The sequence below is a fragment of the Arthrobacter oryzae genome (assembly GCF_031454875.1).
Lineage (GTDB): Bacteria > Actinomycetota > Actinomycetes > Actinomycetales > Micrococcaceae > Arthrobacter > Arthrobacter oryzae_D.
The window spans coordinates 406,539-430,445 of record NZ_JAVDRQ010000001.1 but is presented as its reverse complement, the minus strand read 5'-3'; the positions used below and the strand labels follow the sequence as shown (position 1 = coordinate 430,445).

At 65.9% G+C, this 23,907-nt stretch carries 27 protein-coding genes; 15 read left to right on the top strand and 12 right to left on the bottom strand.

Annotated elements, in window-relative coordinates; translation table 11 throughout:
- Window positions 1–102: 102 nt before the first annotated feature.
- The 4 genes from J2805_RS02030 (at window position 103) to J2805_RS02015 (ending at window position 4,766) form a co-directional block, all read left to right on the top strand.
- Window positions 103–843: a Type 1 glutamine amidotransferase-like domain-containing protein gene (locus J2805_RS02030; RefSeq protein WP_309968359.1), complete on the top strand. Its 741-nt coding sequence runs from the start codon at window positions 103–105 to the stop codon at window positions 841–843.
- Window positions 836–2,272, top strand: coding sequence for an amidase (locus J2805_RS02025; RefSeq protein ID WP_309968356.1), 1,437 nt, complete (start codon window positions 836–838; stop codon window positions 2,270–2,272). Before J2805_RS02030 ends, J2805_RS02025 begins: the two co-directional genes overlap by 8 nt.
- 147 nt (window positions 2,273–2,419) lie before the next feature.
- Window positions 2,420–3,889 carry a peptide MFS transporter gene (locus tag J2805_RS02020; protein WP_309968354.1) on the top strand — a complete coding sequence of 490 codons (1,470 nt, stop codon included), beginning with the start codon at window positions 2,420–2,422 and terminating at the stop codon, window positions 3,887–3,889.
- A gap of 4 nt (window positions 3,890–3,893) precedes the next feature.
- Window positions 3,894–4,766, top strand: a complete 873-nt coding sequence (locus J2805_RS02015) for a phosphotransferase (protein WP_309968351.1) — start codon at window positions 3,894–3,896, stop codon at window positions 4,764–4,766.
- 82 nt (window positions 4,767–4,848) lie between these two features.
- On the opposite strand, the gene J2805_RS02010 is transcribed toward J2805_RS02015, so the two are convergent.
- Both J2805_RS02010 and J2805_RS02005 read right to left on the bottom strand, forming a co-directional pair.
- Window positions 4,849–5,286 (bottom strand): DUF4190 domain-containing protein, encoded by a 438-nt coding sequence (locus J2805_RS02010; RefSeq protein ID WP_309968348.1) that lies wholly within the window; start codon window positions 5,284–5,286, stop codon window positions 4,849–4,851.
- Between the two features lie 122 nt (window positions 5,287–5,408).
- The gene (locus J2805_RS02005) at window positions 5,409–6,353 is read right to left on the bottom strand and encodes an NERD domain-containing protein (protein WP_309968345.1); all 945 of its coding nucleotides are present in this window, start codon (window positions 6,351–6,353) and stop codon (window positions 5,409–5,411) included.
- A gap of 259 nt (window positions 6,354–6,612) precedes the next feature.
- On the opposite strand from J2805_RS02005, the gene pgm reads away from it, so the two are divergent.
- Window positions 6,613–8,274 carry a phosphoglucomutase (alpha-D-glucose-1,6-bisphosphate-dependent) gene (gene pgm, locus J2805_RS02000; RefSeq protein WP_309968342.1) on the top strand — a complete coding sequence of 554 codons (1,662 nt, stop codon included), beginning with the start codon at window positions 6,613–6,615 and terminating at the stop codon, window positions 8,272–8,274.
- Here the strand turns inward: pgm and J2805_RS01995 are convergent.
- Together J2805_RS01995 and J2805_RS01990 are read right to left on the bottom strand one after the other, a co-directional pair.
- The gene (locus J2805_RS01995) at window positions 8,264–8,788 is read right to left on the bottom strand and encodes a 2'-5' RNA ligase family protein (protein ID WP_309968340.1); all 525 of its coding nucleotides are present in this window, start codon (window positions 8,786–8,788) and stop codon (window positions 8,264–8,266) included. The genes pgm and J2805_RS01995 overlap by 11 nt on opposite strands.
- 190 nt (window positions 8,789–8,978) lie before the next feature.
- On the bottom strand, window positions 8,979–9,584 hold the full coding sequence (locus J2805_RS01990) for a malonic semialdehyde reductase (protein WP_309968336.1): 606 nt from the start codon (window positions 9,582–9,584) through the stop codon (window positions 8,979–8,981).
- Between the two features lie 204 nt (window positions 9,585–9,788).
- Between J2805_RS01990 and J2805_RS01985 the strand changes: the two genes are divergently transcribed.
- Window positions 9,789–11,144: a uracil-xanthine permease family protein gene (locus J2805_RS01985; RefSeq protein ID WP_309968332.1), complete on the top strand. Its 1,356-nt coding sequence runs from the start codon at window positions 9,789–9,791 to the stop codon at window positions 11,142–11,144.
- A 195-nt stretch (window positions 11,145–11,339) separates the two neighbouring features.
- Here J2805_RS01985 and J2805_RS01980 read toward each other — a convergent pair whose 3' ends face one another.
- Both J2805_RS01980 and J2805_RS01975 read right to left on the bottom strand, forming a co-directional pair.
- A complete protein-coding gene (locus J2805_RS01980; protein ID WP_309968329.1) occupies window positions 11,340–11,855 on the bottom strand; it encodes a prolipoprotein diacylglyceryl transferase in 516 nt (171 codons plus the stop codon).
- Between the two features lie 77 nt (window positions 11,856–11,932).
- Complete coding sequence (locus tag J2805_RS01975) at window positions 11,933–12,832, bottom strand: SDR family oxidoreductase (RefSeq protein ID WP_309968326.1); 900 nt, start codon at window positions 12,830–12,832, stop codon at window positions 11,933–11,935.
- 195 nt (window positions 12,833–13,027) lie between these two features.
- On the opposite strand from J2805_RS01975, the gene J2805_RS01970 reads away from it, so the two are divergent.
- Window positions 13,028–13,519 (top strand): DUF6328 family protein, encoded by a 492-nt coding sequence (locus J2805_RS01970; RefSeq protein WP_309968324.1) that lies wholly within the window; start codon window positions 13,028–13,030, stop codon window positions 13,517–13,519.
- 57 nt (window positions 13,520–13,576) lie between these two features.
- Window positions 13,577–14,239 (top strand): DUF6766 family protein, encoded by a 663-nt coding sequence (locus J2805_RS01965; RefSeq protein WP_309968321.1) that lies wholly within the window; start codon window positions 13,577–13,579, stop codon window positions 14,237–14,239.
- 13 nt (window positions 14,240–14,252) lie between these two features.
- On the opposite strand, the gene J2805_RS01960 is transcribed toward J2805_RS01965, so the two are convergent.
- Window positions 14,253–15,377 (bottom strand): glycerate kinase, encoded by a 1,125-nt coding sequence (locus tag J2805_RS01960; protein ID WP_309968318.1) that lies wholly within the window; start codon window positions 15,375–15,377, stop codon window positions 14,253–14,255.
- Between the two features lie 156 nt (window positions 15,378–15,533).
- On the opposite strand from J2805_RS01960, the gene J2805_RS01955 reads away from it, so the two are divergent.
- Window positions 15,534–15,860: an ArsR/SmtB family transcription factor gene (locus J2805_RS01955; protein WP_309968316.1), complete on the top strand. Its 327-nt coding sequence runs from the start codon at window positions 15,534–15,536 to the stop codon at window positions 15,858–15,860.
- On the top strand, window positions 15,857–16,606 hold the full coding sequence (locus J2805_RS01950; RefSeq protein WP_309968312.1) for a cation efflux transmembrane domain-containing protein: 750 nt from the start codon (window positions 15,857–15,859) through the stop codon (window positions 16,604–16,606). Before J2805_RS01955 ends, J2805_RS01950 begins: the two co-directional genes overlap by 4 nt.
- On the opposite strand, the gene J2805_RS01945 is transcribed toward J2805_RS01950, so the two are convergent.
- Window positions 16,603–17,442: an alpha/beta fold hydrolase gene (locus J2805_RS01945; protein ID WP_309968309.1), complete on the bottom strand. Its 840-nt coding sequence runs from the start codon at window positions 17,440–17,442 to the stop codon at window positions 16,603–16,605. The genes J2805_RS01950 and J2805_RS01945 overlap by 4 nt on opposite strands.
- Before the next feature lie 34 nt (window positions 17,443–17,476).
- Window positions 17,477–17,728 (bottom strand): DUF6480 family protein, encoded by a 252-nt coding sequence (locus J2805_RS01940; RefSeq protein WP_309968306.1) that lies wholly within the window; start codon window positions 17,726–17,728, stop codon window positions 17,477–17,479.
- Window positions 17,729–17,907: 179 nt separating this feature from the next.
- Here J2805_RS01940 and J2805_RS01935 point away from each other — a divergent pair, with 179 nt between their 5' ends.
- The 4 genes from J2805_RS01935 to J2805_RS01920 all read left to right on the top strand — a co-directional run bounded on the left by J2805_RS01935 (window position 17,908) and on the right by J2805_RS01920 (window position 20,575).
- Entirely contained in the window at window positions 17,908–18,681 is a 774-nt protein-coding gene (locus J2805_RS01935) for a histidine phosphatase family protein (protein ID WP_309968301.1), read from the top strand.
- Entirely contained in the window at window positions 18,665–19,609 is a 945-nt protein-coding gene (locus J2805_RS01930; protein WP_309968298.1) for an ADP-dependent NAD(P)H-hydrate dehydratase, read from the top strand. Before J2805_RS01935 ends, J2805_RS01930 begins: the two co-directional genes overlap by 17 nt.
- 137 nt (window positions 19,610–19,746) lie before the next feature.
- A complete protein-coding gene (locus tag J2805_RS01925) occupies window positions 19,747–19,977 on the top strand; it encodes a hypothetical protein (RefSeq protein ID WP_309968295.1) in 231 nt (76 codons plus the stop codon).
- Between the two features lie 166 nt (window positions 19,978–20,143).
- The gene (locus tag J2805_RS01920; RefSeq protein ID WP_309968292.1) at window positions 20,144–20,575 is read left to right on the top strand and encodes a hypothetical protein; all 432 of its coding nucleotides are present in this window, start codon (window positions 20,144–20,146) and stop codon (window positions 20,573–20,575) included.
- 27 nt (window positions 20,576–20,602) lie between these two features.
- On the opposite strand, the gene J2805_RS01915 is transcribed toward J2805_RS01920, so the two are convergent.
- Together J2805_RS01915 and J2805_RS01910 are read right to left on the bottom strand one after the other, a co-directional pair.
- Window positions 20,603–21,412: a class I SAM-dependent methyltransferase gene (locus J2805_RS01915; RefSeq protein ID WP_309968289.1), complete on the bottom strand. Its 810-nt coding sequence runs from the start codon at window positions 21,410–21,412 to the stop codon at window positions 20,603–20,605.
- Between the two features lie 54 nt (window positions 21,413–21,466).
- Window positions 21,467–21,838: a DUF7793 family protein gene (locus J2805_RS01910; protein WP_309968286.1), complete on the bottom strand. Its 372-nt coding sequence runs from the start codon at window positions 21,836–21,838 to the stop codon at window positions 21,467–21,469.
- 132 nt (window positions 21,839–21,970) lie between these two features.
- Here J2805_RS01910 and J2805_RS01905 point away from each other — a divergent pair, with 132 nt between their 5' ends.
- Window positions 21,971–23,575 (top strand): ATP-binding protein, encoded by a 1,605-nt coding sequence (locus J2805_RS01905; protein WP_309968281.1) that lies wholly within the window; start codon window positions 21,971–21,973, stop codon window positions 23,573–23,575.
- A 49-nt stretch (window positions 23,576–23,624) separates the two neighbouring features.
- Here J2805_RS01905 and J2805_RS01900 read toward each other — a convergent pair whose 3' ends face one another.
- Window positions 23,625–23,777 (bottom strand): hypothetical protein, encoded by a 153-nt coding sequence (locus J2805_RS01900; protein ID WP_309968278.1) that lies wholly within the window; start codon window positions 23,775–23,777, stop codon window positions 23,625–23,627.
- Window positions 23,778–23,907: the final 130 nt, after the last annotated feature.

Below are 23,907 nucleotides of genomic sequence, written 5' to 3'. Positions count from 1 at the left end.
CGGAGAATGAAGGTCTGTCTCCAGCGTATCCCTCGCCGGAGGCGGCGGCTCCGAATCCGGAGGCACGTTACGCTTCAAAGGGACCGCAAAGGAGAAACTTCGATGGCAGCCCAACAGCCCACCATTCTGGCTACGTCCGGCGGATACAAGGCCGGCCGGCGTTCGCGGCTGGAGTTCGACGCACTGCTGCATCACGCCGTCGAGCTCTCCGGCGTTACCGGGCGCGCCCCGCGCGTCACCCACATCGGCACGGCAGCGGGCGACCAGCGCTGGTTCAATGCGGAAATGGACCAGGCCGCGAAGATCGCCGGCTTCGAATTCAGCCACCTGAACCTGTTCACGATGCCCAGCGTCGAGGATCCGGAGGCCCACCTCATGGCGCAGGACGTCGTGTGGGTCAACGGCGGCTCGGTAGTGAACCTCCTCGCCGTCTGGCGGGCCCATGGCCTCGACGGAATCCTGCGGCGGGCCTGGGAAGGCGGCGTGGTCCTCGCGGGCGTCTCGGCGGGGTCCATCTGCTGGTATCAGGGCGGCACCACGGATTCGTTCGGCCCGCAGCTGCGTCCGGTGACGAGTGCATTGGGCTTCCTGCCCTACGCCAACGGCGTGCACTACGACTCCGAGGACCAGCGCCGGCCGCTGGTGCACCGGCTGGTGGCCGACGGCACGCTCGGCGAAACGCACTGCACGGACGACGGCGTGGGGCTGGTCTATTTCGGCACTGACCTTGTGGAGGCGGTCAGCGAGGTGCGCAGCAAGGCGGCATACCGCGTCACCCGACAGACCTCCGGGGACACCGCCATTGCGGCGGAAGAGCGGCTGGAGCCACGTTTCCTTGGCTGAAATCCACGAACTCTCCGCGGTGGGACTCCGTGACGCTCTGCATTCGGGAAAGCTCTCCGCCAGGGAGGCGACTGAGCATTTCCTGGCCCGGATCCACGCGCGGAATCCCGGCCTTGGGGCTTTCATTACGGTAACCGCGGAGCAGGCGCTGGCCGACGCCGCACGTGCCGATGCGCTGTACGCCCGATCACCGCGCTCCCGTTCGCCGGAAGAGCTTCCGCTCCTGCACGGCATGCCGGTGGCTTTCAAGGACCTGACCGACGTCGCCGGGGTGGTGACGACCCACGGCAGCGCGGCCCTGGAGCACAAACCTGCACCCGTGGACGGCGCGCTGGCAGCGGTGCTGAAGAAGGCGGGAGTCGTCTCGCTGGGGAAGACCCAGGTTCCGGAGTTCGGGCTGACCGCCTACAGCGAGAACCTGATCGCTCCGCCGTCGCGCAATCCCCATGCACTGAGCCGCAGCTCCGGGGGATCATCGGGCGGCAGCGCTGCCGCGGTTGCCGCGGGCCTTGTGCCGTTCGCGCCCGGGTCCGACGGCGGCGGCTCAGTCCGGATCCCTGCGGCGGCCTGCGGACTGGTGGGCCTGAAACCTGGGCGCGGACTTGTCCCGGCCGGTGAAAGCACCGGTGATCCGGCCAGGCTGGTGGTGGCCGGTCCGCTGACCCGGTCCGCGGAGGATGCCGCTCTGATGCTCGACGCACTCGTGGCAGCACCGGCGACTCTCCCCAGCACCACGTACGTCTCGTCCTTGGCGGCGCCCCCGCGGCGCCTGCGGATCGGCGTGACCCTGGACAGCCCCTGGCAGGCCATCTTCCCGTTCACTCCTGACGCCGAAGCCATCGACGCCCTCAACGCAGGCATCCGCCTGCTCGAAGCGGCGGGCCACACCACGGCGGAAACCGAGGTCCGGTATGACAACCGATACCCGGACGCCTTCACCACGGCGTGGACTGCCGGGGTGGGAAATGCGCGAATAGCGCCGCAGCGCGAGGCACTCCTGACCCCGCTGACCCGCACCTTCCGGCGGCGGGCGCAGCAGCGGAGTGTGTCCAAACTGAACGAGGCCCTGGGTTTCCTGCGGCAGTTCGAGCGGGACACGATTGCGCAGTACGCCGCGTGGGACCTGATCCTGATGCCGGCACTGGCGCAGGCACCGCGGCCGGTGGGCTGGTTTACGGGTTCCTCCCACGGCGACGGCTACTGGCCTGCGGCGGAATGGGCCGGCGACGCCGACGGTGACTATCGGAAGCAGTGCGAGTATGCGCCGTGGTCCTCCATGGTCAACGTGTGCGGCCTGCCCGCCATCAGCATTCCCGTGCACTGGACCGGAGGCTCACCCGGTGCCGGCCTGCCGATGGGAATCCAACTGGTAGGACCCAGCGGGTCCGAAGCCCTGCTGCTTCAAGTGGCGGCCCAGATCGGCTTCTAAACCTGGCGCGGCATGGGCAATGACACGGGGGCAGCGAGGCCCGCGGGCACGGGCAACACCCGCCGTAGGCGGCTGCACCGCGTGTCCGCCTTGCTTCCTGTCCCCTGGAATGTGACAATCGCGCGCCGCGGTGCCACCCTTAAGTAAATGAGCACAACTCATTTATCCGATCGCCCCGCTACAACGCCGGGCGATACGTCCTTCTTTGGCCACCCAAAGATGCTGGCCAGCCTCTTCTCCGTAGAAATGTGGGAGCGCTTCTCCTTCTACGGCATGCAGGGCATCCTCCTCTACTACATGTACTTCACCGCCGCACAGGGCGGCCTCGAAATCGAGCAGGGCCTGGCCGCCGGACTGGTGGGCGCCTACGGCGGCGGAGTGTATCTCTCCACCATTCTTGGCGCCTGGCTGGCCGACCGCCTGTTCGGATCGGAGCGGGTCCTGTTCGGCTCGGCCGTCCTGATCATGGCCGGCCACATTGCCCTGGCGCTTGTGCCGGGCATTCCCGGCCTCATCGCCGGCCTGGTCCTGGTGGGCGTCGGTTCAGGCGGGCTCAAGGCCAACGCGACCGCGCTGGTGGGCACCCTGTACGGGGAGAAGGACGAACGCCGCGACGCCGGCTTCTCCATCTTCTACATGGGTATCAACGCAGGCGGGCTGATCGGCCCGCTGGTCACCGGCTGGCTGCAGGAAAGCCAGGGGTTCCACTGGGGCTTCGGCGCCGCCGCCGTCGGCATGGCACTGGGGCTGGGCATCTACGCAATGGGACGCAAGAGGCTCCCCGAGGCGGCGCACCACGTGCCGAATCCGCTGCCGGCCGCGCAGCGGACCCGGTACGGGCTGATCTTCGCCGGGATCGCCGCCGCAGTGGCCGTGCTCCTGGCCACCGGTGCCGTGAACGCCGAAAACCTGGCGATGTCCATGGCCTACGCGGCGATTGGCGCCTCCGTACTGTACTTCGGCCTGATCTTCCGCAGCAGGAAAGTCACAGGAATGGAGCGCAGGCGCGTGGTGGCGTTCATCCCGCTGTACATAGCCTCGGCGGCGTTCTGGGCACTTTTCCAGCAGCAATTCACCTTCATAGCCGTCTACTCGGAGGAAAAGCTGGACCGGAACCTGTTTGGCTGGGAGATGCCCGCTGCCTGGGTGCAGTCCATCAACCCCGTATTCATCATCATCTTCGCCGGCGTCATGGCCGCACTGTGGACCCGTCTCGGCCACAGGCAACCGGGTTCCGCCTTGAAATTCTCCATCGGCCTGTTCGTGATGGGCCTGGCATTCCTTGCCTTTATCCCGTTGGCGGGCGGAGGCAAGACACCGCTCCTGGCCCTCGTGGGCATCCTGCTCCTGTTCACGCTCGCTGAGCTCTTCCTCTCCCCGATCGGGCTCTCCGTGACAACCAAGCTGGCACCCCAGGCCTTCCACACGCAGATGGTGGCCTTGTTCTTCCTGTCCGTTTCGCTCGGCACCACCCTGGCCGGCATCCTCGCCGGCCTGTACAACCCCGCCGATGAACTGCCGTACTTCACGGGAATCGGCGGCACGGCCATGATGCTCGCCGTTGGCCTTGCTGCGGCCTCGCCGGCGATCAGGAAACTCATGGGCGGCGTACGCTGACCCCATGAGCAAGCAGCTCCCGCCGGCTACGCAGAGTCCAGTGGATTCCCGCCTCTACCGGCCCGCCGGAGGCGAGGCGTCCGACGTCGAACTCATGCCCGCGGGCGACGTCACCGAGGGCGTGGTGCGGGTGGGCGGAACCGTCCGCCGCCCGCACCAGCCGCAGAGTTTCGCGGTGGCCGACTACCTCGACTGGCTGGAAAATGCCGGTTTCGAGGCCGCACCCCGGTTCCTGGGGCGGGATGCGGAGGGCCGCGATGTGCTCACCTTTGTGCCGGGCGACTGCGCCGGTCCCGTGCCCGAGCCCTGGGTGCAGTCGGAGGCCCTCCTGGCGTCCGTGGGCCGTTTGGTCCGCCGGCTGCACGCCGCCTCCGCGGGGTTCGTGCCGGCGGTACATCCGTTTCCGCCCCGGCCGGTCCGGCAGGACACTGCGAAGGGTGACCCCGCAGTGCTGGTCTGCCACCTGGACGTGACTCCGCAGAATGTGGTGGTCCGGGACGGCCTGGCGGCCGGGCTGGTGGACTTCGACCTCGCGGGGCCAAGCACGGCACTTAAGGACTCTTTTAACACCGCCATGCACTGGGTGGCGCTCCGGGACCCTGCAGACGCGTGGCCGGGCTGGGAGGAGTTGGATCCGTTCCGGCGGCTCCGGATTTTCGCTGACGCCTACGGCTGGACCGGAGACGAACGACGGCGGCTGCCGGGCTTCGGCGTGGACGCCGTCCGCCTGTCTTACGAGCGGATGGAACACAACGCCCGCACGCTGGGCGGCGGCTGGGCGCGGATGTGGGACGACGGCGTGGGCGGAGTCATTGAGCGACGGGCCGCCTGGCTGGAAGAAAACGCCACCCGACTGGTGCGGGCACTGACGGACTGACCGGGCGCTACCCAGTGCGGGCACTGACGGGCTGACCGGCGCTGCCGGATTGAGGGCTGTTTGCTTGCTGGCCTGCCGGCGGTCAGAAGCCGTACCCGGCGTTGGCGGCGGCGAAAATTGCCACCACGATAAACGTCAGCACGATGGCCGTCAGGGCAAGGCCGAGGTAGCCAAGGACCAGCCCGGCAATGGCCAGTCCCCTGCCGGCGGGTTCCCGAAGGTATCCCATGTGGCCCAGGATAACGGCTGCAATCTGCGGCAGGATGAAGATGCCGAGCCCCAGGAACACCGCAATCCCGCAGCACAGGCTGGCAATGCTCAGGTTCTTCGGCTCGGGCGGCATCCCGTAGTAGGACGGCTGGCCGTAGGTTACGCCGTATGGTCCCGACGGCTGGCCATAAGGGCTATTTGGTGATGTGGGCGGTGGCCCCTGTGGCGGAATGTGCTGCGGCGGAATGTAGTGCGGGGGCTGGTAGCCCTCCGGTGTCCCCTCATCGCCGGGGGCAGGCTGGTTGGTCATGGAATCCCCTTTTGAGTGGCTATGACCAGCCTACCAACGTGCCGCGCCGACGAGGGTTCCCGTCAGCACCCGTAATGCACCTGTGATGCAGCCGGCTTCCTCCGGCCTGCATGACAATGCTGCTACCGCACCCAAAGCGGTGCGGAGAGCGACAACGCCACAATCCCGAGAATCAGCAGACCCCACAAGCCGCCGGCTATACGGCTTTTGCGGTACCGGCTTCCGCGGTATTGGTTCCTGCCGAACTGGCCACTGGGGTACTGAGAAGGCTGCCGCGTGTTAGGTGGGGATGGCCAGCCAGTTGTGCCGCCGGCAACGGGGCCGTGATAGCGGCTGGGAAGCGGTGACGGATACCTCGCCTCCGGGTTCGGGCGCTGCTCCGGGTTCGGGGACTGCGCCGGATAGGGGCGGTGCACCGGCTTCGGCCCCGGCCGACGCGCCGGGCTCTGCGTGGGCAGCCCACGGTAGGTATGGGCTGCGGGCGGCTGGGGCTGCGTCAGCTGCTGCCCCAGATGGGAGTAGACGCCGACAACCGTCTGCGGATCCAGCACTGGCGGGAGCGCAGCAATCCGGGCAACAACACAGTTGATACCCAGTACCTCGACGCCGGAGCCAGTCACCGCGGCGAGGTCGGGCTGGCCGGTCAGGCAGATCAGGGACCGGACCAGGTGCCGGTGGGGTGCACTGAGCAGGGCAGCCACGGCAGCCGCCTGCCCCAGGGCAGAATCCACAGCAGGGTTCCTCGTGTAGCCGTTCTGCCTGAGCTCGCCGGCTACGACCTCAACGTTGCCGGACCAGGTCTTGGCATCCACCACAACGACGCCGCCCGGCCCCACCAGGACGTGGTCCAGGTTGGCCAGCGGGCGGCCGGGCCAATGGACATCATGCAGCAGGAACCAACCGTCCGAGGTCAGCTGGCTGAGCCGGCCGGCCGTGCGGCGTTCCCCGTCCGCACCCGCGCCCCAGGTCTCCGCTGCGCGTTCGGAGTGGGCCAGCTGGCGCTTCAGCCGGGCAATCCGCTCGGCCGCCAGCCGTGACTGTTCCGCCGCTCCGTCCCCTGCCGCCATTGATCGTCCCCTTGGACTCGCCGCAACACTGACGGCGGCGGAGGGCCCGCCGTCGTAATTTGTTTAGAAATTAGCAGCCCTGCGACGGCCGGTATATAGGTACTTTTGGCGCCACTACTCGCTTTTTCGCGGCCAAATACTGCCCCGAATTTAATGTGAATAGGAAGAATTGGTAAATGCCCGGTGAAATTCGGCGTCATAGGGGCCGGATTGCGGACAAACCGTGTTGCGGCCCGCCGTCGTCTGGCATGCTGGTGCCATGGCTAGCCGCGCGGGCACAGTTGCCCAACCCCAAGACCTTGTTGACCTCACTGCGCTCCTGGATGCGTACTACGATGTTTCTCCCGATCTGAGCGATCCGGGCCAGCGCGTTGCGTTCGGCACGTCCGGCCACCGGGGGTCCAGCCTGAAGGCTTCATTCAATGAGCCCCATATTGTGGCCATTACCCAGGCCATCGTTGAATACCGTGCCGGCCAAGGGATCACCGGCCCGCTGTACATGGCAAAGGACACGCATGCCCTCAGCGAGCCGGCGCAGAACTCCGCCCTGGAGGTGCTGGCAGCCAACGGCGTGAACGTCCTCATCGACGCCCGCCATGGGTACACGCCCACCCCGGCCCTCAGCCACGCCATCCTGACGCACAACAACAACGCCCCGGCCGGCGCCCCGCAGGCCGACGGCATCGTGGTTACGCCCAGCCACAACCCGCCGGGTGACGGCGGCTTCAAGTACAACCCGCCGCACGGCGGCCCCGCAGACACCGACGCCACCGGCTGGATCGCAAACCGTGCCAACGAGCTCCTCGAGAACGGGCTCCGCGGCGTCAAGCGCATCCCTGTGGCCGACGCCCTGGCCGCGGACACCACCGGCAAATTCGACTTCCTCAGCAGCTACGTGGACGATCTTCCCTCCGTACTGGACCTGAATGCCATCCGCGAAGCCGGCGTCCGCATCGGCGCCGACCCCATGGGCGGCGCGTCCGTTGACTACTGGGGCGAGATCGGCGAACGGCACCACCTGAACCTCACGGTGGTCAACCCCACGGTTGACCCGCAGTGGGCGTTCATGACGCTGGACTGGGACGAAAAGATCCGGATGGACTGCTCCTCGCCGTCCGCCATGGCCTCACTCATCAACCGGATGGCCGACTCCGGTTCCGGCAAAGCCGCGTACGACGTCGCCACAGGCAACGACGCCGACGCCGACCGCCACGGCATCGTGACGCCCGACGGCGGACTGATGAACCCGAACCACTACCTCGCAGTCGCCATCGACTACCTCTACCGCCACCGCACCGGCTGGAACCCGGAGTCGGTGATCGGCAAGACACTCGTCTCCTCCTCCATCATCGATCGGGTGGCCGAGAGCCTGGGCCGCAAGCTCGTCGAGGTGCCGGTCGGCTTCAAGTGGTTCGTCCCCGGGCTGCTGTCCGGCGAGGGCGCGTTCGGCGGCGAGGAATCCGCCGGCGCCTCCTTCAACAAAAAGGACGGCAGCGTCTGGACCACCGACAAGGACGGCATCCTGCTGGCACTGCTCGCCTCGGAAATCACCGCGGTCACCGGAAAGTCGCCCTCCCAGCTGTACAAGGGACTCACGGACCAGTTCGGCGACCCCGTCTACGCCCGCATCGACGCCGCCGCCACCCGCGAGCAGAAGGCCGCCCTGGGCAAGCTTTCATCCTCCGATGTCACCGCCACGGACCTGGCCGGCGAAACGATCACGGCAAAGCTCACTGAGGCTCCGGGGAACGGCGCTTCGATCGGCGGCCTCAAGGTTGTCACCGAGAACGCCTGGTTCGCGGCCCGGCCCTCCGGCACCGAGGACGTCTACAAGATCTACGCCGAGTCGTTCAAGGGCGCCGATCACCTGAAGCAGGTGCAGGCTGAGGCCAAGGCACTGGTTGACGGGGTTATTTCGTAAGTTCCCACAGGTGGAGGATGCGCCGGACGGAATGGTTTCCGTCCGGCGCCATGTCCACGAGCGCCACGCGGTCAAGCACGACGACGTCCCCGGGGCGGGTGCGCTTGTCACCGCGGTGCGAGACGTGGGGACGGTAGTTGTCCAGGGTGTGGTTCGGCGTGGGCACCCGTCCCGGCAGCTCCGTCACGGTCCCTACCAGTGACACGTGAAGTTCCTGCAGGGCCGGGCTCGGCTCGACGAGACTGACCGGAACGGATTCCAGCCGGCCGAAGCCGGCGTCGTCACCGATGGTGAGCCGGGTGCCGAGGGCCGCCCGCACGGACCGGTCGATCAGCCCGGCAATACGGTCGGCCAGGCTGGCGTCGGTGCCGCCGTCGTCGGGCTTCATTCCGTCATCGTGCTTCACATCGACGTCGAACCGCAGGAGGGTGATGTGCAGGGGCCAGTCGTCGCGGGGAAACACCAGCCCCTCCGCGACGGGCTCGGTAAAGGCCACCAGAATCAGGTTCCGCATAGGGCCAGTGTGCCACCGCGCAGGTCCGCGCGGCGGCACACTGGCACAGTAGCCAGACTGGCAATTTCGACTAAAATGGGAAGTGGCCCCGGACACATGCCATGCATTTACCTGCAGAAATGTTGCCCAGAGTGCCTCCGGCGTGTCCCCCATCGTGCCGGGGGCCTCTATGTGTGCGGATTCGCAGCCGCTAGACGGTGCGCACTACGTCTTCGTAAGCGAACTTGGGCTTCGCTTCGCCCCATGCCTCGGGACCGGGCTGGCCGATGTTCACCACCAGGAAGCTCTTCTGGTCCCCCGCGGGGAAGAACGCTGCATCGATGGCAGCGAAGTCAGCGCCGGTCATGGGGCCGGCCGCGAAGCCCAGCGAGCGGACCGCGAGGATGAAGTATCCGGCCTGCAGGTGGGCGTTGTTGTTTCCCGTGGCGGCCGCGAGTTCGGGCGCGGAATCGTACATGGCCTTGGGCGCGTTGTAGCCGGGCAGGAAGTTGTCCCACTGCTCCTGCCACGCGGTGTCATAGCTGAGCACGGCAACCAGCGGGGCGGACGCCGTCTTGGCCTTGTTGCCGTTCGAGAGGGTGTCCACGAGCCGGGCGCGGGCCTCATCGGAGCGAACGTACGTTACGCGCAGCGGCTGGGAGTTGAAAGCTGTGGGACCGAACTTGGTGAGTTCGTAAATAGCACGGGCCTGCTCATCAGTGACCTCGCCGGTAAAGGCGTTGGCCGTACGGGCTTCGGCGAAAATCGCGTCCACCGCGGCTGCGTCGATCACTGCTTCTTCATGTGCGATTGTCATGTTCATACCTTTCGCTGGAGCCCGCCCATCCAGGTGGCCGGCGGTTCTGCTATCAATAGTTGCAACTTCAAGCGAGCCTTTCCTCTTCCTGTGACTGCGCGTGACCTTCCGCACAGCGGTTCCCCGGGGCGCCCTGCGCGGTAATGTTGCTCCGGAAGATTCCTTCCTCCTCCCGCGATACCTTCTCTGGAAAGGCTCCCGGCCATGAGCATGCTCGGCACCAAATGGAAGCTCCACGGCAATGGAAAGTCGGTGCGGCCAGGCGAGGTGGTGGCCCCCGGCGAACGGCTCACCTGGCCGCTGACCATCGGAGTGGGAATGCAGCACGTGGTGGCCATGTTCGGCGCCACGTTCCTGGTGCCCATCATCACCGGCATGCCGCCGGCCACCACGCTGTTTTTCTCCGGCATCGGAACCCTGCTGTTCCTGGTGATTACGCAGGGCAGGGTGCCCAGCTATCTCGGCTCGAGTTTTGCGTTCATAGCCCCGATCATGGCGTCCCAGCAGCAGTTCGGGGTCCCCGGCGCCTTGGGCGGCGTAGTACTCGCCGGCGCCGGCTTGGCCGTCATCGGCGCGGTGGTCCAGAAGTTCGGGGCGGGGTGGATCAACCGGCTCATGCCGCCCATCGTCACCGGCGCCATTGTGGCCCTGATCGGGCTGAACCTTGCCCCCGCCGCCAAGAACAACTTCGACGCCGCCCCCGTCACTGCCGTGATCACGCTGGCCACCATCATCCTGGTCAGCGTGCTGTTCAAGGGGATCCTGGGCCGTTTGAGCATCCTGGTTGGCGTGGTGGTGGGCTACTTCGTCGCCATGGTCCGGGGTGAAGTGAACTACGCAAAAATGGACGCGGCAGCGTGGGTGGGCCTCCCCCATTTCCAGACCCCGGAGTTCCACCTCGGCGTGGTGGGCCTCTTCGTTCCCGTGGTCCTGGTGCTGGTTGCCGAGAACATCGGCCACGTAAAGTCCGTGTCCGCCATGACGGGCCAGAACCTGGACGGCGTTTCCGGCCGGGCCCTGATGGCCGACGGCGCCGCAACCGTGCTGGCCGGCTTCGGCGGCGGTTCGGGAACCACCACGTATGCCGAAAACATTGGTGTCATGGCAGCCACGAAGGTGTACTCGACGGCGGCCTACTGGGTAGCGGGCCTCTTCGCGATCATCCTGAGCTTCTCTCCGAAGTTCGGCGAACTGATCGCTACGGTTCCCGCCGGGGTGCTGGGCGGTGCCGCCACCATGCTCTACGGCATGATCGGCATCCTGGGCGTGAAGATCTGGGTCCAGAACAAGGTCAACTTCTCCAATCCGGTCAACCTGACCACGGCCGCGGTGGCCCTGATCATCGGCATCGCCGACTACACCTGGACCATCGGCGAGCTGACGTTCACCGGCATCGCCCTGGGATCCGCCGCCGCACTCGTGATTTACCACGGCATGAAGGCGATCGCGAAGGCCCGCGGCAGCGTTGCGGAGCCGGAGACCGAGCAGGCCGGACTGCAGCCTGCGGTCAAGGCCGCGATGAACGCCGCTGCCAAGCGGACACCGAAAAAGCGCCCGTAGGAACAGTCATCGGAACAGTGCCGGCCCGCGGCCAACCGGGGGCACTTCGACACGGACACGCGGCCGGCTGAGCCAGTTTCCACGGAAAACCCGGGTCAAAGGGCCCCACGACGGCGGCGCTGCAGCAGCGTCGGCTGCAGCGCCGCCGCGGGGGCGCACGCCGCGTGGCCCATGCCTCGTGGACGACGGCGGCCGTTACCCGGCGTCGAACGTGTCCTCGTCGCGGTCCTTAGGTGCCTTGCTGTCCGGCAGGTCGGTGCCGCTGCCGTCCGGGATTCCTGCCGCGTCCTGGTTCGGTTCCGAGGAGAACGGGCGCCCCGCGTCCGGGTCCTCGGTGTTGGACTCGTCCATTTCCGCCTCCGCGGAGGGCACGGCAGCGTCGCCGCCAGCTGTTTCCGCATTGTCCTCGAAGCCGGGCTCGGTGCTTTCGTTTTCTGCCTTCAACTGATCCTCCGTACCTCCGAAGCGTCCTGCTCCGGGTTCGCCTGCACTGTCCTGGTCCTCGTCGCCGAACTGGCTGAGGTCCGGCGCGCCGGCCGGATAGGTTTCGCCGTCCGGGCTGTCCTGGCTCAGGCCAGCCGCATCGAAGGCCTCTTCCTCGCGGGGCTGGGCGAACTTCTTCGAGTCCGCACCGCCCATTTCCTGCTCGACTGTTGGCGTGCCGTAACCGCCTTCCTCCTCGATGGGAGTTCCCTGGCTGTCGTTGGTCATCTCATTCCTCCTGGCTGGTTGAATCTGGATGGAAAGTCAGCGGCGCCCAGGGCAGATTGCCCTGCTGCGCCAGCGCGTCAGAGGCCTTTGCCGCCGGTCACCGGAAGTACAGCCCCGGATATGTAGGAGCCGTGGTCTGAGGCGAGCAGGACATATGCCGCCGCGAGCTCCGCGGGCTGCCCGGCACGTCCCAACGGAGTGTCCTGGCCGAACTTCGGCAACTTCTCCGGCCACTCCGTGGCGGGAATCAGCGGCGTCCAGATAGGGCCGGGGGCAACGGCGTTGACCCGGATGCCCTTGGGTCCCAACTCCTGGGCCAAAGCCTTGGTGAAGGCAACCTGCGCACCCTTGGTCATGGCGTAGTCGATCAGTCCCGGGGAGGGGTTGAATGCCTGGATGGAGGCGGTGGTGATGATCGACGCGCCGGCCTTCAGATGCGGTACTGCAGCCCTCGCCGTCCACAGCAGGGAGTACAGATTGGTCTTGAAAACCCGGTCGAACTCCTCGGTGGGAAGGGACTCAAAGCTGTCCCGGTTCTTTTGGTACGCCGCGTTCAGCACAACGACGTCGAGCCGGCCGAACTCCGCGAGCGCGTCTTCCACGATTTTGGTGCTGAACTCTTCGGAGCGGCCGTCGCCCGGAAGCAGCAACGCCTTCTGCCCGGCTTTGCGGATCCATGCCGCGGTGTCCTGGGCGTCGTCTTCCTCTTCGGGGAGGTAGGAGATTGCGACGTCGGCGCCTTCACGGGCGAAGGCAATGGCTACAGCCTTGCCGATGCCGGAGTCTCCGCCGGTTATCAGCGCCGCCTTGCCCGCGAGCGCGTTGCTCCCCTCGTAGCTTTCTTCGCCGTGGTCCGGCTGCGGCTCCATGGGCGCCGTAAGGCCCGGCTGCTCCTGCACCTGCTCCGGGAACGGGCCCGAGTGGTATCCCTCCCGGGGGTCCTTCGGCTGGTCTTGCTCCTTGTCAGAATCAGTCATAGTCCACCTCGCTTGTATCGCGGTTTTCTAGCGCTTCCGGTGCAACCGGCTCTTCGAAACTATCCCAGCCAAGTGGACAAGTCCACCGATTCGCACAACTTAGTCAGCAACCTTAGTATTGCTTATTATTAGGCTTCAAGCCTAGGTTGAGAGTTAGTTTGCGCGTCGTGGCGCGCAAGGCCCGGAGGTGAACTGATGTCAAACGGTGACGCAGTAGCAGGGGACGGCAGGAACGAGTCCGTCAATCAGCAGATGGACCGCAACTGGGGTGAGTTGCTGCAGGAACTCCGGGTGCTGCAAACAGGAGTGCAGATCCTGGCGGGTTTCCTCCTGACCATTCCTTTCCAGGAACGGTTCGAGACGCTGGACGACTACCAAGTGGGGTTGTACCTGTCCAACGTGGTGCTTGCCGCGCTCATCACCGCCGTCATCCTCCTCCCGGTCAGCGTGCACCGCCGGCTCTTTCGGAAGCAGCTGAAGTCAACGCTTGTGGCGAGTGCGGACCGGATTGCGAAGGTCGCACTAGGCGGCGTCGCGCTCCTTAGCGCGGGGACGGCGTCGCTCGTTTTCGACGTGGCCGCCGGGCGGGATGCGGGGTTCCTCGCAGGAGGCGGACTCCTCGCGGTCATGATCCTTCTGCTCGTTTTCGTTCCAATCTGGCTTCACAAGCGGGCTATGCGGAAGTAGCCCGGGTTTAAAAGCCCGAAATCCGCGGGAGTTCCACTGATTCCACCAGGAGGTGCCATGAAGAAATGGGCTAAGGAACACGGACTGCTGCTGGCCAACGTCGGGCTGTTCCTTGCGTTTTTTGGCGGCATGATTATCAGCGGCGCCAGCGACTACAGCGAAGACCAGGTAGCCCACGGACAGCCTGCGGTGGACATCGCGGGTTATCTGGCCACCGGAGCCTTCCTCGAAGCCACGTTTGAGAACTGGGAATCGGAATTCCTGCAGATGGGCATGTACGTCATTTTGACCGTGTTCCTGTTTCAAAAAGGCTCTTCCGAGTCAAAACCGATGGGCCGCACGGCACCGCAGGACCAGGATCCGCGGGATGCCACGGTGAAAGCCGCCACTCCCTGGCCGGTGCGACGCGGAGGACTGGTGCTCAAGCTCTATGAGCACTCGCTATCCATCCTGTTTCTCCTGTTGTTCCTCGCGTCCTTCGCCATCCATGCCATTGGCGGCAGGGAAGAATACAGCGAGGAACAGCAGAGCCACGGCCAGCCGGCAGTCACCCTGCTCCAATTTCTCGGCACCAGCCGCTTCTGGTTTGAGTCATTCCAGAACTGGCAAAGCGAATTCCTGGCCGTGGCAGTCCTGGTTGGCGCGTCCGTCTACCTGCGCGAACGGGGCTCACCCGAGTCAAAGCCCGTGGCAGAACCGCACTACGAGACCGGAGCCTAGCGGCACAGCACCGTCAGGCGCCTTCGAGGACCTGGCTTGTAGCCCAGGCGAGGTACTTGGCCGCGTTGGCGACGGCGTCCTCCGGGCTGGCTGCGACGTCCAGCAGCTGCGCTGCGGCCACCACACCGTGCTTGGCGAGGTCCTCCGGAGTGACCAGGATGCGCCCGGCCACCACAATCACCGGGATGCCGCGTTCGCGTGCCGCGTCCGCCAGCGCAATCGGGGCCTTCCCCGTCAGCGACTGCGAATCCATGGAGCCCTCGCCCGTGATCACCAGATCGGCCTCCGCCAGCTGAGCGGCCAGACCCGTCAGGCCGGCCACCAGGGCAAAGCCGCCTTCCAGCGTGGCGCCACTGAATGCCAGGAACGACGCCGGGAACCCACCGGCCGCGCCGGCTCCGGGAACGTTGACGTCGCGTCCCGTGGCCTGCCGGAGCACGGATGCCCAATTGCGCAGCCCCGCGTCGAGCAGTTCCGCGGCGTCCGCATCAGCTCCTTTCTGCTGGCCGAAGACGTGCGCTGCGCCGTCGCTTCCGAACAGCGGGTTTTGGACGTCCACGGCAATCCGGACCTTGACGGCGGCGAGCCGGGGATCCAGTCCGGAAATGTCAACGGCCACAACGTCCGTAAGGGATCCGCCGCCCAGGGGGACCACGTTTCCGGCAGCGTCCACAGGCTTCAGGCCGAGGGCACGCAGGGCGCCGCTGCCGCCGTCGGTCATGGCCGATCCGCCCACGCCCAGCACGATTTCCGTGGCCCCTGCGTCCAGTGCGGCTGCGATCAGCTGTCCGCAGCCGTAGCTGTGCGCGCGCAGCGCGTTCGCGGGCGTCGGCTCCATGTGTGCCAGGCCGGAGGCTTGGGCAGTTTCAATCACGGCGGTTGCGCCGCCGAAGGCGTCCTTGCGGATGGCCCAGGCCGCACCGATCGGCGCCAGGATGGGACCGACGACGGCATTCAGGCGCTCCTCGTAACCGGCGGCGACGGCGGCCTCGAGGGTGCCTTCCCCGCCGTCGGCTACGGGGAACTGGGTGGCCACGGCGTCCGGGTAGACGCGCAGCGCCCCTTCTGCGATGGCGCTGGCGGCCTGGGCCGCGGTCAGTGACCCTTTGAACTTGTCCGGAGCAATGAGAATGCGCATGGGTCCATCCTGCCAGCATCTGCCGGAAAGCGTTTGCCCCTGCAGGGATCCTAGGGCGGGGCAGCATCAGTAAAGCGGCCGGTGCCCGCACCAGGGGCGATCGACCCTCATTGATACAGGATGGTATGAATACATCGAGCACTGTACTCTGGCTGCATGGAACTGCTGATGCATGCGCCGGTGTTGGCCCGGTTTGGCTATGCCGTATCCGACCCAACCCGCGCCCGGATCCTGCTGATGTTGGCCACGAAGGCGGCCTATCCGTCTGACCTGGCCGACTCTCTGGGAGTTTCCCGCCAGAGCATGTCCAACCACCTGACCTGCCTTCGCGGATGCGGCCTGGTGGTTGCCGTGCCCGATGGCCGACGGACACGCTACGAGCTGGCTGATGTGAGGCTAGGCCACGCGATTAACGATCTCCTCGGCGTCGTGCTGGCCGTGGACCCGGATTGCTGCGCCTCGGACGGGACGTGCATGGCATGACGACCGCCCGTATCGCTCCGGATCCTTCTCGCCGGACTGTTTTGACCCGACGCATCCGCTTCTTCGCTGCCGCGACGATCACATACAACACGGTCGAGGCCGTCGTCGCCTTATGGGCGGGCAACGTCGCGGACTCGTCTGCTTTGATCGGCTTCGGCCTCGATTCAGTTATTGAAGTGGCGTCCGCTCTCGCGTTGTCCTGGCAGTTCTCAGCCAAGGATCCAGAGCGGCGCGAGCATCTGACCCTGCGGCTCATCGCGATTTCCTTCTTCGCCTTGGCCGCGTTCGTTACGGTGGACTCAATCCGGTCGCTGACTGGAGCCGGCGAAGCGCACCATTCCACGCCAGGCATCATCATCGCTGCGCTGAGCCTGGCGGTAATGCCGGTTCTGTCGTGGCTGCAGCGCCGAGCCGGACGGGAACTGAATTCCCGCACTGCAGTAGCCGATTCGAAGCAGACTTTGCTTTGCACCTACCTCTCCGCTGTTCTGCTAGTCGGGTTGCTGCTGAACAGCATCATGGGCTGGTGGTGGGCCGATGCTGGCGCGGCCCTGGTGATAGCTGCCATCGCCGTCCGGGAAGGTATCAACGCTTGGAAGGGCGACGTATGCTGCGCCATTCCCGGCGCGGCGACAGCCGACGATGACAGCGGTGCTTGCTGTGAGGGCTGCAGGTCCGGAACTGACGGGCAGCCTCTCACCTTGGGCCTGCGTCCCGGGAGCGGGCCTGGCGCGGGCCGGGACTAGCCGCGGTTGAGGGTCTGCTGCGTAGCATCCGAGCCGGGAAGTCCCGTGAAGGCGCTGATGGCATCCGCCACCTGCGCCGTGCCGGTGTGCTGGACCACGTGCCCGCAGCCGGGGATCTCCACGAGCTTGCCTGCCGGTGCCCTGCGGGCAAGGATCCGGCACCATTCGCCCGTGGCGATGGGGTCCGATTCGCCGCGAAGGATCATCACGGGCGTGTTCAGCCTGCGGATATTGTCCTCGGTCCGGTAATTCATCATGACCCGAAGCTGCTTGAGGTACCACCCCGGGCCGCAGCGCAGGTAATCGCTGAAGACCACCGCGTTGGACCCCGGAGTTTCGAACATGAGCGCGTCCTTGCTCAGGGCGAGCATCTGGCGCAGCACGGTGCGGTTCCTGACGTCCACCACAGGACCCATCAGCACCACATGCGGCACCTGGTCCGGCCTCTGCAGAGCTGCTTCCAGAACGAATTGCGCCCCCATCGAATGCCCAACCAGGACCCGGCGTCCCACCCCGGCGCGGTCGAGCACGTCATGGATGAACGCTCCGTGGTCCGCCACCGTGAGCTGGCGGTCCGGGTGCGGCGTGGAGCCAAAGCCGGGAAGGTCCAGCGAAACCGTATCCACCGTCCTGGCGAGGACCCGGTGCAGCCGGGCAAGGTACCGGTGGGAGACGCCAATTCCATGAATGAGGACAACCGTTGCGGGGAGACCTTCGGCGGCGCCCGGCGGAACGGCTGAGCCGGCCTCAGGGGGTCCTGCTGTGCCTGCACGCGAGGTATACATCCGCCCATGGAGGCCTCCCGCCTCGACGTCTGTTGCTACGGCACCTTTCATCCGTTGAGGATAGCCCTCCCTGGCGCCGATTCAGCTATTCCTCGTGACCCTGGTCCCGGCTCATCGAGTCTTCAGCCGGCGGTGTTTCGCCGGGGGGAACACCGCCGCCAGGCTCCAATCCGGTGACGTTGCCTTCCAATGGGTCAGGGTTCGCTGTGGCCGCAGAATCCTTGGACGTCCTGCGCTGTTCGTCCGTTTCCTCCCCGTCTGGCTGGCCGGACGCTTCTCCCGCTGTGTGGGGTTTGTCCGGATTTGAGGGGTCGTTCTCCGGGTGATAGCTGCTCATGGCTTTCTCCGTTCGTTGGGGAATGGGGAGACGTACAAGCTGATGGGTGGCCAGCCTAGCCTTCCCCGTTTGCCGCGACAAGGACGCGCGAGCAGTAGTAACGTGGACCTTCCTGAGCTATCGGCCGTCAACGCGTTCACGAATTAGCCGGGGAACGGACCCGTACCAAGGGGGTAGCAATGCCGCAATCCGATGACCAAAGTCCCGTCCGCATGGGATTGACCGAGCTTTTGCTGGTGCGCCACGGCGAGAGCCAGGGCAACGTGGCCGCCACAATGGCCAGACAGGCCGGAGCGCATGTCATAGAAGTCCCGGCCCGGGATGCTGATGTGGAGCTGTCCGCCACCGGCCGCGAACAGGCGCTGGCCCTCGGGCGGCTCTTTGCTGATTATCCCGAGGAACAGCGGTCCGCCGCTGTCTGGTCGTCGCCCTACGTCCGCGCCCGGCAGACAGCCGAGCTCGCCGTAAAAACCGGCGGCTGGCAGGCAGGGATCCTCATCGATGAACGGCTTCGCGACAGGGAACTGGGCATCCTGGACATGTTGACCTCCGCGGGCGTGGAAGCCCGGCTTCCCGAGGAAGCGGCGCGACGGCGGTGGCTGGGAAAATTCTATTACCGGCCGCCGGGCGGTGAGTCCTGGGCCGACGTCGTGCTTCGGCTTCGCTCCCTGCTGCTGGACCTCGAGCGGCAGCCGGGCGCCGACCGGGTCACCTTGGTGTGCCACGACGCACTCATCCTGCTGTTCCGCTACATTCTCGAAGGGCTCACCGAGCCGGAGATCCTGGATATTGCCGCCACTTCTACGGTCCTCAACGCCTCGCTCACGCGGTTCGTGCGGCCGGACGGAGCAGGTCCGTGGATCCTGGAGAGCTTCAACATGGCCGACCATCTGGTGAGCGAGGGCGTTCCGGTGACCGAACATGCAGGGGACGCCAATGTCCACCCCAGGTAGGACCGAGGCAGCCATTCCCGTTACCCCTACCCTGCTGCGGGACTGGCCGCTCCCGGGCGGCGGGTCCGGCAAGGACGATCGCGGCTCAGTGCTGGTGATCGGGGGCGCCCGGAAGACGCCGGGCGCCGCACTGCTGGCCGGCACCGCGGCCCTGCGCGCAGGTGCCGGGCGGATAACGCTGGCGGTGGCGGCTTCGACGGCGGTGCAGGTAGCGGTGGCACTGCCCGAGTCGGGAGTGGTGGGCCTCGAGGAGACGGACGACGGCGCCGTCCGGGGCTCCGGGGTGTCCGTCCTGGCTCAAGAACTGGAAAAAGCAGCGGCGGTCCTGGTGGGACCTGGCCTGGACGACATGGACGAGGCCGCGTCCCTCCTCAGGGAGCTCCTGAAACTGGATTCCGGGACCGGCGACACGGCCGGCAGGCCGGCTGTGGTTCTCGATGCCTACGCATTGGGCTGCCTGCCTGATCTCCTCGACGAGCTCGGCGCTTGGGCCGGGCGGCTCATCCTGACGCCGAACATCACCGAGTCCGGAGTCCTGTTGGGGCGGGACGTCAAGGACCTGCACCAGGACGCTGCTGAAATAGCCGAGCGCTACGGTGCTGTGGTGAGTTGCCAGGGCGTCATCGCCGTCCCCGCCGGACACGGCACCGGCGATCCGAAAGACGACGGCGGCCAGGCGAACGGCGGCCTGTGGGAAATCACCACCGGATACGGCGGCCTGGGCACGTCCGGCAGCGGGGACATCCTGGCCGGCGCCATCGCAGGACTGCGCGCCAGGGGCATCTCGGATGCGCAGGCCACCTGCTGGGGCACACACCTCCACGCTGCCGCCGGTGACCGGCTGGCGAGCCGTCTCGGGAGCCTCGGGTACCTGGCCCGGGAACTTGCCGACGAACTGCCGGCGCTCATGGTGGAACTCGGAACGTAGGGGGCGCCTGCGGAGAGGCGGCTCATGGCGTGGCCGCCTGCGCACGCCTTGGAACCCTTGCGGGCGCCTTAGCCGCAGTGCAAAGCTGAGGGAACGGGGCCACCCGGACCCGCCGGTACGAGTTGGAGGTTCTTGTCATGGCAAATCTTCTGGACCGCGTCATGCAAAAGTTCATGAAGCACATTGATCTGACGCCGAACAAGTCGGAAAGAGAAACCCGGATGAACGCCAAGGCGGCCGGGCCCAAAACCACCCGCGCGGCCGGTATGCACGGCCGGACTGCCCGGAATTCTGTTCCGCGGGTCCACGCCCGGACCCCGCATCAGAAGCACAGCAGGATTTCGGACCTTTTCCACCGCGGGCACTGACCGGCCCCGGCTATTGGCCACAATCGTCGCTGCCGAATAACTCAGCCGACAGTTGCACTCCCGACTCGCCGTCGGACTCTGGACTAATCGTAAGCATGCTGATAAATCTGGATTAACGACTGGCGCCCTCAGGCTTGCGCCGGAGGCGAAAGGGAGGAGTACGTCGATGGGCATCGGAGACAGCATCGAAGAAGCTGCCAAGAATGCAGTGGAGGACTTGGCAGGCACGGCCGACAGGACCGACGACGGCCACGTGCCGGATCCCGGCGATCCGAATGAAAAAATCCGGGTCCATTCCTCCATCAGCGAGGGTTCGAACGCCACGGATTCGGTGGATCCCACGGAGAACCCGCCGGGCGCGCCGCCGGAGCAGCCTCCTGCCCGACCGAACGACGTTCCGCCGCTCGATGACCCGCAGGGGACCCCCGCTCCGGGCGAAAACCCCGGACCTGGCGAGACCCCGGGTCTGGGGACAACCGGCGCCGCCCGGCAGGACGTACCTGGCCCCGGAGGCCTTCCCGCCCCTGACCCCGGGGAGCTTCGTGCGGATCCATCCGAGGCAGACGGAGACCCGTCGGCCAGCATGGGCCGCGGCTAGCACCCGCGGACGGGTCCGGGTTTTGCCTTAGCCGCGGGCTTTCAGCACCGCAAAGTAGCCGGGGATGAGATCAGCCCGGGTGGGACTGGACAAGGGCACCGTCTCGATCGTCGTGGGACCGTCCTCGATCAGCTCCCAGCGGTCGGCGGGAAAAGCCAGGCTGCGCTCCTTGGGGCCAAAGTGTCCGGGCATCGGCAGTCCGCGGATGGCACCTTCGAGCGGTGCGGGGATGGACCGGAGCGTTGCGCCCAGATGCGACACGTAGTCGACTGCATTTCCCCGGAAGTCCGTTTCGGCAAGGAACACCCGGCCGCTTGCTCCCGTTATGGCGCGAATATTTTCGGCCAAAGCGTACCGTTCACGTTCCCTCAGGACGTGGAGGACGCCGCGGACGAAAACATTCGCCCGGCCCTCCGCGCCAAGAACGGGAAGCTCCCCGCCCAGGCCGCTTCCGGAACCGGGTGCCGTCATGTCCCGGACGTCGTACGAAACGTTCGGCAGCCCGGCAGACTCGGCGCGGGCGCGCCGGACGGCATTGGCGGAGACGTCGACGCCGACGGCATGCGGGAAGTGCCCGGCCAGCCGACGGGTGAAACTGCCGTTGCCGCAGCCGATGTCCACCACAGGCAGCCTGGTGTCCAGGTGGCGGCGCAGCATGTCCACGTACCCCAGCATCTCGTCCTCGGTGCCGGCGTCCCAAAGTACGTCACCCGAAGTTCCGGTGGACTTCACGTTGGACCAGAACACGTCCCAGGCCACGTGCGGGTCCCGGGGCGCGCCCGCAGACAACCGCACGAGCTTGGGAACCATCAGATATTTTTTTAGGGCGGACAGCATTGTCCCAATATAGGTGGACCTGCAGAAGCCGTTGGAACCGTCGCGTCTCCGGGTTCAGGTCACCGCGAGCCACGCAAGGGCGTCGCGCTCGGATGTGAAGAACTTTGTGGGACAAGGCACCGCGTTGATGCCCAGGAAAAAATTGGCCAGAACCCGGTCAACCGGCGAGGATCCCAGCAGTGCGATCCGGGATGCCTGGCAGGGGCGGCCGAACACGGCGCGGGCACCGCGGCTGACATCCGCGGTGGTGGCCATGTCAACCAGCATGGGATGCCTGTTCTCGCCGCAAAGCTGATTCACCCGGAGCATCGCGCGCTCCGCATCCGCCGCCGTTATCACGGCGCCCCTGGGCCACTTCAGCCGGAGCATTCCATCGGCTCCCAGCGTCAAACCGGCCTCTGCGCCCTCCTCGCGATATCCGGACATATTTACCCTTCCTCCCGCCAGGGTTCGCCCGCACGGAATAAGTGCGACCCATGTCACCCTACAATGTACTCAACCGGGACCGAAGGGGGCAGTGTGGTTGCACAGGCGGCGGAAAAATCACTCGTACCACGCATGGCTATCGTGGCGGATCTTGACCGCGGCCGCTTGTCCGCCACGGCGGACGTCTTGGCCGCCGCAGGTTTCGAGGTGGCCAGGGCCTCGAGCCAGGAAAGCCTTGCCGGGCTGCTGGAACAGCACAACCCCAGCATCGTCGTCGCGGATCATGCTTTTGCCGGCCTTCCTGTGACTGCACCGCTGCTTCTTTTGATCGACCTGGAAGACGAGTCCGAGGCCGAAAGCGTCCGGACCCTGGGGATGGCGGACTACATTGCAAAGCCCGCCAAACCGACCGAGCTTGTCCACCGGGCCGATGTCCTGATCAGCCGTGCCGCGCAGCGCTCCGAGGCGCGGGAAAGCGCCGAACGGCTGCGCGAGAAGCTCCGGAAGGTGTCTTCCGCCGTGCGGGCGACGCACGATCCCCACGTAATTTCCGACCACCTGGTAAAGGGTTTCGGGGAAACGTTCGGCGCCGACCGCGTTCTGTTCTCCACCTTCGACGACGACCGCGTACCCCGGATTGCTGCCCAGTGGCACCGTCCCGGCCTTGCCCCGATCAAGGACGGACTGGGCATCCATGAATCCTCTGCCCACCGCGTTGCGGACCGGCTGTGGTCGGAGGCCGAGGTGCTTGCCGTGGACGACCACCACATCCATGAGTGGGCGCCGGAGGATCAGGGCCTGGAAGCGTGGACTGAACATATGCGTCCGTGGGCTTCCGCGTTTGTTCCCGTAGGCGAAGGAAAATCATCCCTCGGCGTCATCTGGATCGCGCAGCTCGACGAGCCGCGGGTCTGGACACGCACCGAAATCTCCCTGATTCAGCATGTCGCCGGCAACGTGGCATACGGGCTGATCCAAAGCCACCTGATGAGCGCTCAGCAGCAGGTGGTCAAGCAGCTGCGCCAGCTTGACCAGGCGAAAACCGACTTCCTGGCGACCGTCAACCATGAATTGCGGACACCGCTCACTTCCATCTCCGCCTATTTGGACATGATCCAGGACGGCGTGGGAGGGCCGGTTCCTCCCGAAGTGGACCGGATGCTGGACATTATTGTCAGGAATTCCGAGCGGCTCCGGCGGCTGATCGAGGATATGCTCACTGTTTCGCGGCAGGACTACGAGGGCGCCAACCTGCATCTGGCACCTGTCCAGCTGGGGCACACCTTGCAGATCGTGACGGTAGCGCTGCGTCCGCTGGCGGAGCTGGGCGATGTCTCCATCTCGCTGGAGCTCGACGACGGCGACCCGGTGATCGTCGCCGATGAAGTCCAGCTGGAACAGGTTTTCACTAACTTGGTTTCAAATGCCATCAAATTCACCCCGAGCGGGGGCAGGATTGTTGTCAGTTGCCGTATTGACGCAATGACAGATGGAGAGCCCGGAGTAAATGTTCATGTGCGCGACACAGGCGTCGGAATCCCGGCCGAAGAAATCCCGCATCTCTTTACCCGCTTTTTCCGGGCGTCCAACGCTACGTCCACCGCAGTCCCGGGCAGCGGTCTGGGGCTCGCGATTGCGTACGACATTGTAAAGGCGCACCGAGGGTATTTGGCGGTCAGCTCGGAACTCGGCGCGGGCACCACCATTACCGTGCAGCTGCCTATTTCCGGTCCTTAAACGGAACTGCCCCCCGGATCTGAATCCGGGGGGCAGCCTGCGTGTCGGACTAGTTAGGCCACCAACCGATGGAAGACTGGGTGGTCACAGTCTTGCTGGAGGTGCTTGCAGTGTCCGACTTCGGAGCGGCATTGGCGGGTGCAGCGAATCCTGCGACAGCCAAAACGCCGGTGAGCAAGAATGTTGCGGCAATCTTCTTCATCCGTTGGTCCTTTCAATCAATTAGGTGACTTGCATTGCGTGCGTCATTATACGGTCAAATCCTCAACATTAAAGCAAAGTAATACGGAGTGAATAGTTGCCGGCAGGACTGCCGAAGACGCCGCCCGGGT